Consider the following 13,389-nt stretch of genomic DNA (forward strand, 5'->3'; position numbering starts at 1 on the left):
CCATGCTGACCACGCCACCACTTGCGCCTAAAACATTGGCTGCGCTAAAAGAATTGGGTATTTACACACTGGAAGATTTGCAAAAAATCAGCGCAGTCCGCGCGTTTCTATTGCTGAAAGCATCGGGTTTGACCGTAACCAAAAGCACCTTGTGGCAACTGGATGCGTTGGTTTCAGGTGTGGATGTCGGGCATGTTTCCGAGGAGAGAAAGACGGAGCTAGGCGAAGCATTAAAAAATCATCCGCCTGTTGCCGTTTTCCCTTCGCAAAGCGATATGGAAGCCTTTATGCGGCTGGCAATAGAACAGGCCAGACAATCGGCGGCATTGGGCGAGGTACCCGTTGGCTCGGTCATCGTATGTCAAGGCAAGGCAATTGCAGCGGCACATAATACCTGCATTGGCGACCACAATGTCAGCCACCACGCCGAAATCAACGCGCTTGCCGCTGCAGGCAAAGCTTTACAAAACTATCGCTTGGAAGATTGCGATGTGTACATCACATTAGAACCTTGCACCATGTGTGCCTCTGCCTTGATACAGGCACGGGTCGGGCGCGTGATTTATGGTGCGGCCGAACCCAAAACCGGTGCGGCAGGCAGCGTGGTTGATTTGTTTGCCGACAAACGTCTGAACAAGCATACCGCAATTTTGGGCGGCATATTGGCAGAAGAATGCCAAAGCGTATTGCAGGATTTCTTTGCGGCCAAACGGAAGGCCGTCTGAATTTCAGACGGCCTGTCAGCAAAAATACTTTATTTTAAATTTTCGGATTTCCCATGTCAGTCAATCATTACGAAAACTTCCCAGTCGGCTCCGTTGTGCTGCCACGCCGTTTGCGTAAGCCGGTTCACGCCGTTTACGCTTTTGCACGGACGGCGGACGATATTGCCGACGAAGGCAATGCCGAAGCAGCCGAACGCCTGCGCCAACTGGACGAACTAAAGGCAGAGTTAGACCGTATTGCACAAGGCGGGAAACTGCAAACGGCTTTGATGCAGCGTTTATATAACGAAGCGATTGTGCCGTTTCAATTGCCGTTGCAGCCGTTTTATGATTTGCTGGCGGCGTTCAGTCAGGATGTGATCAAAACCCGTTATGAAAACTTTGGCGAATTGATTGCCTATTGCCGTTTGTCCGCTAATCCGGTGGGGCGCATTATGCTGCATTTGTACGGGCAAACTGATGAAGTGAGCATGGCGCAAAGCGACGGCATTTGCACTGCCTTGCAGCTGATTAATTTCTGGCAGGACGTTGCGGTAGATTGGCAGAAAGGTCGCGTGTACATCCCTCAGGAAGATTTGCAGAAGTTTAAAGTTAGTGAAGAGCAGATTGCGGCCGGCAAAGCCGACTTTGCTTTTCAACGATTGATGGCGCATGAGTGTCAACGTGCTTTTCAAATGCTGAAGGCCGGCTCGCCGTTGGGTAAAACCCTCAAAGGACGAATCGGTTTTGAGTTGCGCATGATTATTGTCGGCGGCCAGTTGATTTTGCAGAAACTGGACGGTTGCAAATATGACGTGTTTAACCAGCGGCCGCTGTTGGATAAGAAAGACTGGATGATTATCATCAAACGGGCTTTGATGAAGAAATAAAAAAAGGCCGTCTGAAATTGATGTTTCAGACGGCCTTGATGTTTTCGATTAGCGGTTTTTCAAACGGTTGATGCGGTTGTCCAAAGAAGGATGGGTGCTGAACCAAGAATCTTTGGCTTCGCTGGCAATGCCCATTGCGGTCATGGTTTGCGGCAGATCGCTGGTGCTGCCTTTTAAGCGTTGCAGGGCGGCAATCATTTTCGGCGCGCCCACCAGTTTTGCAGCGCCCGCATCGGCGCGGTATTCGCGTTGGCGGCTGAACCACATCACAATGATGCTGGCGAGGAAGCCGAATACGATCTGCAATACCATGCTGACCATGAAATATGTACCTTGCGACGTACTGCCGTCATTGTTGCGCGCCACCATGCTGGAAACAATACGCGCCAAGAAGACAACAAAAGTATTCACAATACCTTGAATCAGTGTCAGCGTTACCATATCGCCGTTGCCGACGTGTGCCATTTCATGCGCCAAAACGGCTTCGACTTCATCGCGGGTCATGTGGTCGAGCAGGCCGGTGCTGACAGCGATGAGCGAGCTGTTTTTGGTCGCGCCGGTTGCAAAGGCATTAGGCTCTGGGGAGTCGTAAATGGCTACTTCGGGCGTTTTCAGATTCCATTGGCGGGCTTGCGCTTCAACAGTTGCCAACAGCCAAGCTTCTTCTTCGCTTTGGGGCTGGTCGATGACGACGGCGCCGACCGAATGTTTGGCAATGGTTTTCGACATCAGCAAAGAGACAATCGAGCCGCTGAAGCCGACGACTGCGGAATAAGCCAACAGGCTGCCGACTTGGTCGGTACTGTTGATGCCCAAGATGGCCAAAATAATACGGATGACAACCAGAACTGCGATATTGGTTGCGATAAATAAGAAAATGCGTTTCACCGATTATTCCTTTTTAGTGTGGTTTGTGAGGTGATTTTTATATGGGCGCATTGTCTCAAAAACTCTATAGAGATGAAACAGCATGATAGGCAAAGGTATGCAAATTCAAAGCAATTGAAGCAAAGGCCGTCTGAAAAGGTAGTCTCAACCAGTGAGAATCGCTTTTCAGACGGCCTCTTATAGGTAAAACTATCTGCCGGCTTCTTCCAGCCAGTTGCGCGGTATAAGGAATTGATTGAGGCGTGCTTCGGGTGAACCTTCTTCCGGCACATATTGATACTCGAAGCGTACCAAAGGCGGCATGGACATCAAAATGCTTTCCGTACGGCCGCCGCTTTGCAGGCCGAACAGCGTGCCTCTGTCCCAAACCAAGTTAAACTCGACATAGCGTCCGCGACGGTAGAGTTGGAAATCTCGTTCACGTTCTCCATAAGGCGTGTTTTTACGTTTGGCCACAATCGGCAGATACGCTGCGATATAGCCTTCCCCAACCGCCTTGATAAAATTCAGGCAGGTATCGAAATCCCAACGGTTTAAATCGTCAAAAAACAGGCCGCCCACGCCGCGTGTTTCGTTACGGTGTTTCAAGTAGAAATATTCGTCACACCATTGTTTGAATTCAGAATAAACCGATTCGCCAAATGGCGTGCATACGTCTCGCACCACTGTGTGCCAATGCACGATATCTTCTTCAAAAGGATAAAACGGCGTCAAATCAAAGCCGCCGCCAAACCACCAAACCGGCTCGGCATTTTCAGGATAGGCAATAAAAAAGCGCACATTGGCATGGCTGGTCGGGACATAAGGATTTTTCGGATGAATGACCAGCGACACGCCCATGGCTTCAAACGCCGCGCCTGCCAATTCAGGACGATGGGCAGTGGCAGAAGCCGGCATTTTGGTTCCCTTTACATGCGAAAAATTTACACCGGCCTGCTCGAATACTGCGCCGTTTTTCAATACGCGGGTTTCGCCGATACCCAGTTTCCCCGTCCACGCTTCATGCACAAATTTGGCTTCGCCATCTTCTTGCTCCAGCGCGGCGCAGATTTGGTTTTGCAGGGTTTTGAGGAGGGTTAGAACGGATTCTGTGTGCATGATATTTCCTTGATGGTGTTTTGTTATGGGTAAATTTTTGCAGGGCTTATCTTGTAATCAAGCTTGACTCATCAGCAATAGATTGAAAGGTATCGATGATGTGGCGATACCTTTCAGACGGCCTTGATTTATTCAGTAAAAAAGGTATGTGCGCCCAAATAGTTTTTGGCGTAGAACGGGGTGGAAAGTTTTTCGGTTTTGATGGTTTTGCCGCTGCTGGGGGCGTGGATGAATTCGCCGTTGCCGATGTAGAGGCCGACATGGGAATATTTGTGTGCGCCGCCGGTATTGAAAAAGACAAGATCGCCGGCTTTTAATTTGTCATCGGAAATTTTACGGCTGGCTGCGGCCATATCGCGTGCGGTGCGTGGCAGATTGACATTGAGGGCGTTTTTATAGACGAATTGGATCATGCCGCTGCAGTCAAAGCCTGTGGCTGTGGTACTGCCGCCCCATTTGTAGGGCGTGCCGATCAGGCCCATGCTGTGAAGCATCAATTCCTGCGAACCTTGTGTGCGGTCAATATGGGAAATGCGGACAGGTTGGACTTTTCTGGCGGTTATTTGCGGCTTGTGGGATTTGTGTTTGCTGGTGGTGCCGCAGGAGGCCAACAATAGGCTGGTGGTACAAACAAATAGGGTTTTGCAGATGAGTCGAGACATGGTGAATTTCTCCGGTCGCATGATTTATGTTTTCAGACGGTCTCTATAATAATCCTTCTATGGGCAGGATGGACAGGATTTTTGAAGTAACCCGTTTCCAGAATTTGGCTTCTGGTTCTTGTGCGTAAGTTCGTTTTTCACTTGGGTCATACCAGTATAGTTTATTGTAATTGCCAAGCGTTACCTGATAGGCGTAGTTTGGGGTGGTCGTAACGAGGGTGCGCTGCATTTGGCCTGCGATTTGGGGACTTTCGATGACGACACCCATTTCGGTATTGAGGCGTGCGGAACGTGGGTCGAGGTTGAATGAGCCGATGAAAATGCGTTTCTCGTCCACGATGAATGTTTTGGCGTGCAAGCTGGTGGCGGAGCTACCGGTCAAGCCGCGGTCTTTGGAGGTCGGAACGGCGTGGTTGGGCTGGAGCTCATAGAGTTTGACCCCAGCTTTAAGCAAGGGCTTGCGGTATTTGACGTAGCCGGAATGGACGGCGGCAACGTCGGTTGCTTGGAGCGAATTGGTCAAAACGGTAACGTCCACGCCGTTGTGAATCAGCTTTTCTATGGCTTTAACGCCCGATTTTGTGGGCACAAAATAGGGTGAGACAAGGTAAACGCTTTTTTCAGGTTGCTTGAGGGCGTCTTGTAGGCGTTCGGAAATAGGCGGTTTATGCCGGTCACGGTCTAAGCCTTTGGCCGGGTCATCGCTGATCAGGCGTGTGCTGACACTTTGCCACTCCATAAGGTTGCTCTGTATTTTTTGATAGAGGTTGGAGTGTTCAATGCTTTGACGGTAGCGGATGAGCGTTTGGTTTTTATCTTGGTCGGTGTAATTAAGTTCGGCTAGTCCTTTTTGCAGGTTTCCCCGTTTGATTATGCTACTTGCATTGTAGGCGGAATGGCTTGCCCAGTAGCGGTCGAAGTCTTGGGAAACTTCGGTTACTACGCGGCCAGTGGCGAGAATGTCGAGGTCGGCAAAAATAGTGTCGTCGTTAACCTTGAAATATTCGTCGCCGATATTGCGGCCGCCTAAAATGGTGGCACGGTTGTCGGCGGTAAACGATTTGTTGTGCATCCGGCGGTTGAGCCGTGGGAAGTCGGCAACATAGCCGAGTGCACGCCATTTTCTGAAAATAAAGGGATTAAACAGACGGACTTCGATATTGGGATGATTGTCGAGTGCCAGTAGGAGATCATCCATGCCGTTGGTGTTGTTGTCGTCCAGAAGCAAACGCACACGGACGCCGCGTTCGGCCGCGCGATGAATCAGGTTGAACAAAAGCTTGCCAGAGATGTCGTTGTGCCAGATATAGTACTGTAAATCAAGGGTATGGTCTGCAGCTTCAATTAAGGCTGCTCGGGCGACAAAGGCTTCATGGGCATCGTTCAGCAGATAGATATGGGAAATATCGGCCTTGGAGGGGGTGGAAGGAATACCTAAGACGCTGTCCAGTCGCGGCGTTGAAGGGATGTCAAGATAACTGCTTTGGGTGCGTTCGTCCAATGATGGCAAAAACGTGGCGCAACCGCCCAATAGCAGGGTATAAAGAAGAGGAAGATGAAATTTCATGGGAAACCGGTACAAACAATCCCTACCTAAATGACATTTAGGCAGGGATTGAATTGAAATTAGGTTGCTTGAATCAGCTTAGAAGGCAACATAATTTGCCGGGTTGACCGGTTTGCCGTTTTGACGGATTTCAAAGTGCAACTGGGTGCGGGATGCATCGGTATTACCCATGTGCGCAATGGTTTGGCCGCGTTTTACGGTTTGGTTTTCATTGACCAGCAGACGTTGGTTGTGGCCGTATGCGCTCAAGAATGAGGAGTTATGTTGGATGATGACCAAGTTGCCGTAACCGCGCAAACCTGAGCCTGCGTAAACGACTTTACCGTCTGCCGCTGCAACGACAGGCTGGCCTTGCGTACCCGCAATATCCACGCCTTTGTTGCTGCCGCCGAAGTTGGCGATAACGTTACCGGTAGTCGGACGTTGCCATGTGATGCCGCTGACGTTGCGGCTGCTGCCGGTAGACACGGTCGGAGTATTGGCAGGCGTGCTTGGAGTCGGAGCGGTGGTTGTGGTTGTCGGAGTAGAAGGTTTGCTTGCAGAAGCTGCCGGTGCAACGTAGCCTTCAGGTTTTACACGCAGGGTTTGGCCAACGCTGATGGTGTTGTCGGCCAAGTTATTCCATGCACGCAGATTGTCTTGGGTAATGTTGTAGCGTTTGGAGATGTTGTAAACGGTATCACCGCGAACGACAGTATGTGTTGCTGCATTAATATCGACAGGCGCATAAGAAGGCGTGTAAGTGCCGGTGCTGCCGCTGTTGTACGTTGGCGCAGGTGTACTTGCCGGCGGAGTGTATGGCGCATCTGCCGCAGGGCTGGTGTTGGTATTGTAAGGCGCGGCACCGTAAGGATTGTCAGCAGTAGAGCTTGTTGTTGAACCACCGCTTTGTGTGCCGACGACTACAGGAGCCGGTTGTTGGCTGGCACAGGCTGCAAGTAATAAAACCAAAGCTGCCGATCCGGCATAAGATACACTTTTTTTCAACATGTTAATGACTTTCGTATTCGGGTAATTGTTCTCGTCGGGGCATATCATAATAAAAATATGCTTGTTTCTCAAGTGTTCGGCTGTTAGGGACTGTTAAGGCGCAGGGATTTCTGACCAAAAGGAAGCGGTTTGCTCCATTTGTCCGTAGGCAGTCAAATCGACTTGAAGGGGGGTAATCGTGATGAAGCCGGCCGCGCATTCGCCAAAGTCGGTACCTTCTTCGCTGTCGGAAACATCGCCGACCGGCCCAATCCAATAAATTTGTTCGCCACGTGGATTATACATGGGAACAATGCTTTGTTCATGATGGCGACGGCCGAGCCGTGTCATTTTTATGCCTTGGATATCCTCAGGTGCGACGGCAGGGATATTGATGTTCCATAAGATGGGTTTGGAAATAGGGCGTTTGAGAAAGTAGGAAAGCAGCATCCAAGCGGCTTTTTCTGCGGTTTCCCAATAACGGCCGCTGGAATCGGCAAGCGAAAAGGCAATAGCGGGAATGCCCATCAGAAAGGCTTCCGTTGCGGCGGCAACCGTACCGGAATAAAGCGTATCGTCACCCATGTTTGCGCCGTTGTTAATGCCGGATAAGACTAAGTCGGGTTTGAAATCGGCAAGGGCATGCTGGCCGACATGAATGCAGTCGGTGGGCGTGCCATTCACATAATAAAACCCGTTTTCCGCCTGTTTCAGTTGTAAAGGACGGTCTAAAGTCAGGGAATTACTGACGCCGCTGCGATCGCGTTCGGGTGCAACCACCCTGACATTGGCAAATTCTGCACATACTCTTGCCAAAACAGCCAAACCGGGCGCAAGATAACCATCGTCGTTTGAGATTAATATGTTCATGTGACAATATTGTGTCTATCGGTAGGATGGGCGGTATTGTACTGGTTTGCTTGAGCGATTGTCCATGAATCGGCAACGTTTGGGCGGAAAGGATAATAATGAAACATTATGAATTAGACCCCAAAGCTTTATTGGGCGGCGTGATTGCTTCAGATGGCAATCAGGAGATTGTTCAGCTTTCACTGCAGAAGAATAATGAAATTCCGGCATATGAGACGGATGCGATTATTTTGCTTTTGGTTTTAAACGGCAAGGCCGAAATCAAAACGGTGGATCAAGTTTTGCAGACCGAAGGCTTGCAAGTTATCCGTCTTGAGCCGATGGAGGCGCACAGTATCCGCGCGTTGGCCGATAACACCAATATTTTGGTTATCAAACAATTGATTCACGAAACCGGCCTCAGCAAACGTTTGAGATTTGGAAGTTGCTGCCTGTAATGCAATAAAGGCCGTCTGAAAAATTTCAGACGGCCTTTTTAAAATCAACTAGATTTATTTCAAACCTTTTTTCACCAAGTCTTCATAACCGCCATGGTTGGTTACGTTGGTGTAGCCGGCTTTTTTCAGCTCAGTCAGCGCAGCTTCTGCTCGGCGGCCGCTGCGGCAGTAGAGGTTGACCGGTGCGTTTTTATCCGGGCTCACGGATTTGATGCGGTCAACGATTTGGTCGTGCGGAATATTGAGTGCACCTTGCAAATGACCTTCTTTGAATTCTTCGGCAGAGCGGACATCAATCCAAACCCCTTTTGCTTTTGCAGGCTGTGCCGCGCTTTTTTCAACCTTAGGCATAGAGGCTGCGGAAGCGGCCAAAGGAGTGGCAATAGCGGCGGCAAAAAGTACGGCGGTCAGCAGTTTCTTCATGGTTCAATCTCCTATCAGACAGAAAACAATATGATAACTTTATCAGTTTAGCATTTCATCAGGCCGTCTGAAAGGGGAGTCGTCTTTCAGAAGGCCTGATTTTACAAACCGATTAGCGTTGGGTTTCTACTGCTTCCAAAGCGCGCAAAGCGTATGTATAAGCGGCACCTGCGTTCAGTGCGATAGCGGTGGCCAATGCGCCGGCGATTTCGCTTTCGGTTGCACCTGCCTTGGCTGCAGCGGCGGCATGCACGCTGATGCAGCTTTCGCAACGTGTGGTAATGGCAACGGCGATGGCGATCAGTTCGCGAGTTTTGGCATCCAGTGCTTCGGCAGCGGCTGCTTGATCCAGTGCGCCGTAGGCTTGCAGCATTTTAGGATGGTTTTTACCCAGTTCGCCGAATGCTTTTTTTACCAAGGCGGTATGTTCAGGCCAGTCTTTAAACATGATATGTCCTTTCTTAATGTGAGTGGATAAGATAAAAAATCCTATCCGTTTGTGTTTGGTGTGTGTATTATTGCAATAATTTGAAGATTTAAATCGTCAAAACATCTCATTTATTGGTAAAAAACACTATGGATATTTTGGATAGGCTGGTCGAATTGGCGCAGGTAAAAGGCAGCGTGGATGTTCAATGTCTGTTTTGGGGGGAGTGGTATGTGCGGCATGAACCAAAGCGTGCGCATGGTTTGGTGCATATCGTAACTGCCGGTTCGGGTTATATCCGAATTGATGGGGAGCAAGAGGCAAGGCTGCTGAGTGCGGGGGATATCATTTTTTTTCCGCGCAGCGTAGGGCATACTTTGAGCAGTGACAGCAGTTGTGAAAATCTTGGTGTTAATGTGCTGACGAGTGAAAAAGGCGCATTTAAAGTCAAGCGAAGTCATGCAGGAGGCGATGCGGCTTTGCATCTTTTCTGTGCACGGTTTGAATATGAAGCGCAGGCGGATATTATGGCGGGGCTGCCTGACACGGTTTTGCTGAATATCAACCATCCTTCTTTGCAGTATTTGGTGGCATTGTTGCAGTATGAGAGCGGTCAAGCCTTGTCCGGTTCGGTAGCGGTTGTGAATGCATTGGCTTCGGTGTTGTTGGTATTTCTACTTCGAGCCAGTCTGGAGAAAAATGGGGAAGCGCAATTAAGCGGTTTGCTGAATGGTTGGCAGGACAAACGCCTGCGGAATTTACTTCAGGCAGTAGTGGATAAGCCGGAAGAGGAATGGAATATCGAGAAAATGACTGCGATGGCCAACTTATCTCGCGCCCAGTTGATGCGGGTATTCAAGCAGCAGACGGGAACAAGCCCGCACGCCTTTGTAAACAGTATCCGCTTGCAGCAGGGGGCATTATTGTTGAAGCAGACGGCGGATTCGGTTTTATCGGTTGCGCTCTCGGTCGGTTTTCAATCGGAAACGCATTTTGGCAAGGCATTTAAAAAGCAATATGGGATATCGCCGGGGCAATATCGTAAGAATGATCGCGCTGATGAAGCAGCAGTACAAGCGGAAGAAATGCCAATTTATTTTATTTGAACAGATGATAAAAGGCCGTCTGAAAGTGTAATAATGAAATCTAGGATTTCTAAAACACTTTTCAGACGGCCTCAATTTTAAAACGTATCAATCAAACAGAATTAGTCCAGTTTTTTGAAATGACGGCGACGTTCCAATTCGCTCAGGTAGCGTTTACGCAGGCGGATGGATTGTGGCGTGATTTCGACCAGTTCGTCATCGTCGATGAACTCAACTGCACCTTCCAAAGTCAATTTGATAGGCGTAGTCAGGCGCACGGCTTCATCTGTACCGCTGGCGCGGACGTTGGTCAGTTTTTTACCTTTCAGAGGGTTTACCACCAAGTCGTTGTCGCGGCTGTGAATACCGATAATCATACCTTCGTAGACTTTGTCGTTTGGAGAAATGAACATACGGCCGCGGTCTTCCAAGTTCCACAGGGCGTAAGCAACAGCTTCACCTTGCTCTTGAGAAACCAGTACGCCGTTGTGACGGCCGGGCATATCAGGTTTAACCGGAGCATAGTCGTCAAAAACGTGGCTCATCAAGCCGGTACCGCGAGTCAAGGTCATAAATTCACCTTGGAAACCGATCAGGCCGCGTGCAGGAATGTGGTACTCCAGACGGGTACGACCGTTACCGTCGCTTTCCATATTGGTCAATTCGCCACGGCGGCGGCCGAGTTCTTCCATGACCGCGCCTTGGTTTTCATCTGGCACATCCACAGTCAGATTTTCGTAAGGCTCGCATTTTTGACCGTCAATTTCACGGAATACCACGCGCGGTTTGCCGACTGCCAATTCAAAGCCTTCGCGGCGCATGTTTTCCAACAAAATGGTCAGGTGCAATTCGCCACGACCGGAAACGCGGAATACATCAGCGTCGGCAGTATCTTCAACACGCAGGGCAACGTTGGTCAGCAATTCTTTTTGCAGGCGGTCGCGGATTTGGCGGGAAGTCACGAATTTGCCTTCAGTACCGGCCAAAGGAGAAGTGTTGACCATAAAGTCCATGGTCAGGGTCGGCTCGTCCACGCTCAACATAGGCAAGCCTTTAGGATTGTCTTTGTCGGTAATGGTTACGCCGATGCCGATGTCTTCGATACCGGAAATAATCACGATGTCGCCGGCTTCAGCTTCTTCCAAAGGTACGCGTTCCAAGCCTTGGAAACCCAACAGTTGGTTGATACGGCCTTGGGCAACTTGTTCTTCATGGTTCATAACGGCAACGACTTGGCCGGGTTTGATGCGGCCGTTCAGGATGCGACCGATACCGAGTCGGCCGGTGTAGTTGTCGTAGTCCAGTTGGGAAATTTGCAGTTGCAGCGTTTCTTCCGCGCTGCCGCTTGGTGCAGGCGTGTGTTTCAAAATGGTCTCGAACAGAGGACGCATATCGCTGCTCTCGTCGTTTTCATCCAGTTTGGCAAAGCCGGACAGACCGGAAGCATAGACGATAGGGAAGTCCAATTGTTCGTCAGTTGCACCCAAGTTGTCGAATAATTCGAATGTTTGGTCGATAACCCAGCTTGGACGGGCAGACGGTTTGTCGATTTTGTTGATAACAACGATAGGTTTCAGACCCAAAGCCAAGGCTTTTTTGGTCACGAAACGGGTTTGCGGCATAGGGCCTTCTTGTGCGTCAACCAACAGTACGACGCAGTCAACCATGCCCAATACACGTTCCACTTCGCCACCAAAATCGGCGTGTCCCGGGGTATCTACGATGTTGATGTGGTAGCCTTCGTATTCGATGGCGGTATTTTTAGCGAGAATGGTAATGCCGCGTTCTTTTTCAAGATCGTTGCTGTCCATGACGCGTTCTTCGACTTGCTGGTTGGAACGGAATGTGCCGGACTGACGCAGCAATTGGTCAACTAATGTGGTTTTGCCATGGTCGACGTGGGCGATGATGGCAATATTGCGGATTTGTTTCATGATGATTTATGTGTTTCAGCTAGGTGCTTAAAAAAAAGATAACTGGTAATTATAGCACGATTCCTAAGTATTGACCGAGTAGAAGATTCAAAAAAATAAGGCAAAAGCAGTTGAGAATAATTCATAATTAAATTTGATTGATTTTGTGTTGGATTATTTGCTTTTATTTATGGTTAACGAATGTAAATGTTTTTGAATGATGCAATGGATTCTTAATACTAATGTCAAAAAATTGTCATTAAAAACAGGGGATTAATTTTTCAGACGGCCTTTTTGGCTGGTTAACTTTTTTGATAATTGTTTGTATTTTAAATAGAAAATTTGTCAAAAGTGCTTCTTGTGCATACAATTACCTCATTCCATAACAACACACGAATCTTCATTTCGTGATTATCAACTTTTAAAAGAAAGAGAAAGAATTATGCAAGGCAACCAAGCAGTTATTGATTACATGAACGAATTATTGTCTGGTGAGTTGGCTGCTCGCGACCAATATTTTATCCACTCTCGCCTGTACTCTGAATGGGGTTACACCAAACTGTTCGAACGTTTGAACCACGAGATGGAAGAAGAAACCACTCACGCCGAAGACTTCATCCGTCGTATCCTGATGTTGGGCGGTACTCCTAAAATGACACGTGCCGAACTGAACATCGGTACTGACGTAATCTCTTGTCTGAAAGCAGACTTGAACACTGAATACGAAGTACGCGATGCGCTGAAAAAAGGCATCAAATTGTGCGAAGAAGCTCAAGACTACGTTACCCGCGATTTGATGATTGCCCAACTGAAAGACACTGAAGAAGATCACGCTCACTGGTTGGAACAACAACTGCGTCTGATCGAATTGGTCGGCGAAGGCAACTACTACCAAAGCCAACTGTAATCTAGCGTATAACATATTAAGGAGCTGAATATGAAAGGCGATCGCTTAGTTATTCGCGAGCTGAACAAAAACTTAGGTTTGTTGCTGATTACCATTAACCAATACTTCCTGCATGCCCGCATTTTGAAAAACTGGGGCTTTGAAGAATTGGGCGAACACTTCTTCAAACAATCCATCCGCGAAATGAAATCCGCAGACGATTTGATCGAGCGTATTTTATTCTTGGAAGGCCTGCCTAATCTGCAAGAACTGGGTAAACTGTTGATCGGTGAATCTACCGAGGAAATCATTGCCTGCGATCTGAAAAAAGAGTATGAAAAACATGATGCTCTGGTTGCAGCCATCGCTCTTGCAGAAGAGCAACAAGACTACGTCAGCCGTGATTTGTTGGAAAAACAAAAAGACATCAACGAAGAACACATCGACTGGCTTGAAACTCAGCAGGAATTGATTGGCAAAGTTGGTTTGCCAAACTACCTGCAAACAGCGGCGCAAGAGGACTAAAACACAAACCACTGCCAAATATAGCAGTCCCTGCTCCCATCAACG

The 13,389-nt window shown here is 48.8% G+C and carries 15 protein-coding genes; 6 read left to right on the plus strand and 9 right to left on the minus strand.

Annotated features, from left to right (window positions below):
• Positions 1-2 precede the first annotated feature (2 nt).
• Entirely contained in the window at positions 3-725 is a 723-nt protein-coding gene (gene tadA, locus HMPREF2871_RS04480; protein WP_049343622.1) for a tRNA adenosine(34) deaminase TadA, read from the plus strand.
• A gap of 53 nt (positions 726-778) precedes the next feature.
• Complete coding sequence (hpnC, locus tag HMPREF2871_RS04485; RefSeq protein ID WP_049343621.1) at positions 779-1,594, plus strand: squalene synthase HpnC; 816 nt, start codon at positions 779-781, stop codon at positions 1,592-1,594.
• A 48-nt stretch (positions 1,595-1,642) separates the two neighbouring features.
• On the opposite strand, the gene htpX is transcribed toward hpnC, so the two are convergent.
• The 6 genes from htpX to surE all read right to left on the minus strand — a co-directional run bounded on the left by htpX (position 1,643) and on the right by surE (position 7,648).
• Positions 1,643-2,482, minus strand: coding sequence for a protease HtpX (gene htpX / locus HMPREF2871_RS04490; RefSeq protein ID WP_004520292.1), 840 nt, complete (start codon positions 2,480-2,482; stop codon positions 1,643-1,645).
• A gap of 189 nt (positions 2,483-2,671) precedes the next feature.
• Positions 2,672-3,580, minus strand: coding sequence for an oxygen-dependent coproporphyrinogen oxidase (gene hemF / locus HMPREF2871_RS04495; protein WP_004520293.1), 909 nt, complete (start codon positions 3,578-3,580; stop codon positions 2,672-2,674).
• Positions 3,581-3,708: 128 nt separating this feature from the next.
• Positions 3,709-4,242 carry a C40 family peptidase gene (locus HMPREF2871_RS04500; protein WP_004520294.1) on the minus strand — a complete coding sequence of 178 codons (534 nt, stop codon included), beginning with the start codon at positions 4,240-4,242 and terminating at the stop codon, positions 3,709-3,711.
• 43 nt (positions 4,243-4,285) lie between these two features.
• A complete protein-coding gene (locus HMPREF2871_RS04505) occupies positions 4,286-5,809 on the minus strand; it encodes a phospholipase D family protein (protein WP_049343619.1) in 1,524 nt (507 codons plus the stop codon).
• A gap of 78 nt (positions 5,810-5,887) precedes the next feature.
• Positions 5,888-6,799 carry a peptidoglycan DD-metalloendopeptidase family protein gene (locus tag HMPREF2871_RS04510; RefSeq protein ID WP_049343617.1) on the minus strand — a complete coding sequence of 304 codons (912 nt, stop codon included), beginning with the start codon at positions 6,797-6,799 and terminating at the stop codon, positions 5,888-5,890.
• Between the two features lie 93 nt (positions 6,800-6,892).
• On the minus strand, positions 6,893-7,648 hold the full coding sequence (gene surE / locus HMPREF2871_RS04515; RefSeq protein WP_049343616.1) for a 5'/3'-nucleotidase SurE: 756 nt from the start codon (positions 7,646-7,648) through the stop codon (positions 6,893-6,895).
• A 98-nt stretch (positions 7,649-7,746) separates the two neighbouring features.
• Between surE and HMPREF2871_RS04520 the strand changes: the two genes are divergently transcribed.
• Entirely contained in the window at positions 7,747-8,085 is a 339-nt protein-coding gene (locus tag HMPREF2871_RS04520; RefSeq protein WP_049343614.1) for a hypothetical protein, read from the plus strand.
• Positions 8,086-8,139: 54 nt separating this feature from the next.
• Here HMPREF2871_RS04520 and HMPREF2871_RS04525 read toward each other — a convergent pair whose 3' ends face one another.
• Entirely contained in the window at positions 8,140-8,508 is a 369-nt protein-coding gene (locus HMPREF2871_RS04525) for a rhodanese-like domain-containing protein (protein WP_003686323.1), read from the minus strand.
• Positions 8,509-8,620: 112 nt separating this feature from the next.
• Positions 8,621-8,956 carry a carboxymuconolactone decarboxylase family protein gene (locus HMPREF2871_RS04530; RefSeq protein WP_003686488.1) on the minus strand — a complete coding sequence of 112 codons (336 nt, stop codon included), beginning with the start codon at positions 8,954-8,956 and terminating at the stop codon, positions 8,621-8,623.
• A gap of 128 nt (positions 8,957-9,084) precedes the next feature.
• Here HMPREF2871_RS04530 and HMPREF2871_RS04535 point away from each other — a divergent pair, with 128 nt between their 5' ends.
• Entirely contained in the window at positions 9,085-10,041 is a 957-nt protein-coding gene (locus tag HMPREF2871_RS04535) for an AraC family transcriptional regulator (RefSeq protein WP_049343612.1), read from the plus strand.
• A gap of 101 nt (positions 10,042-10,142) precedes the next feature.
• Here HMPREF2871_RS04535 and typA read toward each other — a convergent pair whose 3' ends face one another.
• Complete coding sequence (gene typA / locus HMPREF2871_RS04540) at positions 10,143-11,954, minus strand: translational GTPase TypA (RefSeq protein WP_049343611.1); 1,812 nt, start codon at positions 11,952-11,954, stop codon at positions 10,143-10,145.
• A gap of 421 nt (positions 11,955-12,375) precedes the next feature.
• Between typA and bfr (HMPREF2871_RS04545) the strand changes: the two genes are divergently transcribed.
• Both bfr (HMPREF2871_RS04545) and bfr (HMPREF2871_RS04550) read left to right on the plus strand, forming a co-directional pair.
• Complete coding sequence (bfr, locus tag HMPREF2871_RS04545) at positions 12,376-12,840, plus strand: bacterioferritin (RefSeq protein WP_004520304.1); 465 nt, start codon at positions 12,376-12,378, stop codon at positions 12,838-12,840.
• 30 nt (positions 12,841-12,870) lie between these two features.
• Complete coding sequence (gene bfr / locus HMPREF2871_RS04550) at positions 12,871-13,344, plus strand: bacterioferritin (protein ID WP_003680736.1); 474 nt, start codon at positions 12,871-12,873, stop codon at positions 13,342-13,344.
• The last annotated feature ends 45 nt before the right edge of the window (positions 13,345-13,389 follow it).

It is taken from the genome of Neisseria sp. HMSC067G12, assembly GCF_001812725.1.
Lineage (GTDB): Bacteria > Pseudomonadota > Gammaproteobacteria > Burkholderiales > Neisseriaceae > Neisseria > Neisseria perflava.

Coding starts and splice junctions, on each gene's coding strand:
- HMPREF2871_RS04510 (WP_049343617.1), bottom strand. CDS start 6,799: ATGTTGAAAAAAAGTGTATCTTATGCCGGATCGGCAGCTTTGGTTTTA.
- HMPREF2871_RS04505 (WP_049343619.1), bottom strand. CDS start 5,809: ATGAAATTTCATCTTCCTCTTCTTTATACCCTGCTATTGGGCGGTTGC.
- HMPREF2871_RS04535 (WP_049343612.1), top strand. CDS start 9,085: ATGGATATTTTGGATAGGCTGGTCGAATTGGCGCAGGTAAAAGGCAGC.
- typA (WP_049343611.1), bottom strand. CDS start 11,954: ATGAAACAAATCCGCAATATTGCCATCATCGCCCACGTCGACCATGGC.
- HMPREF2871_RS04530 (WP_003686488.1), bottom strand. CDS start 8,956: ATGTTTAAAGACTGGCCTGAACATACCGCCTTGGTAAAAAAAGCATTC.
- tadA (WP_049343622.1), top strand. CDS start 3: ATGCTGACCACGCCACCACTTGCGCCTAAAACATTGGCTGCGCTAAAA.
- hemF (WP_004520293.1), bottom strand. CDS start 3,580: ATGCACACAGAATCCGTTCTAACCCTCCTCAAAACCCTGCAAAACCAA.
- HMPREF2871_RS04520 (WP_049343614.1), top strand. CDS start 7,747: ATGAAACATTATGAATTAGACCCCAAAGCTTTATTGGGCGGCGTGATT.
- bfr (WP_004520304.1), top strand. CDS start 12,376: ATGCAAGGCAACCAAGCAGTTATTGATTACATGAACGAATTATTGTCT.
- HMPREF2871_RS04500 (WP_004520294.1), bottom strand. CDS start 4,242: ATGTCTCGACTCATCTGCAAAACCCTATTTGTTTGTACCACCAGCCTA.
- hpnC (WP_049343621.1), top strand. CDS start 779: ATGTCAGTCAATCATTACGAAAACTTCCCAGTCGGCTCCGTTGTGCTG.
- bfr (WP_003680736.1), top strand. CDS start 12,871: ATGAAAGGCGATCGCTTAGTTATTCGCGAGCTGAACAAAAACTTAGGT.
- HMPREF2871_RS04525 (WP_003686323.1), bottom strand. CDS start 8,508: ATGAAGAAACTGCTGACCGCCGTACTTTTTGCCGCCGCTATTGCCACT.
- surE (WP_049343616.1), bottom strand. CDS start 7,648: ATGAACATATTAATCTCAAACGACGATGGTTATCTTGCGCCCGGTTTG.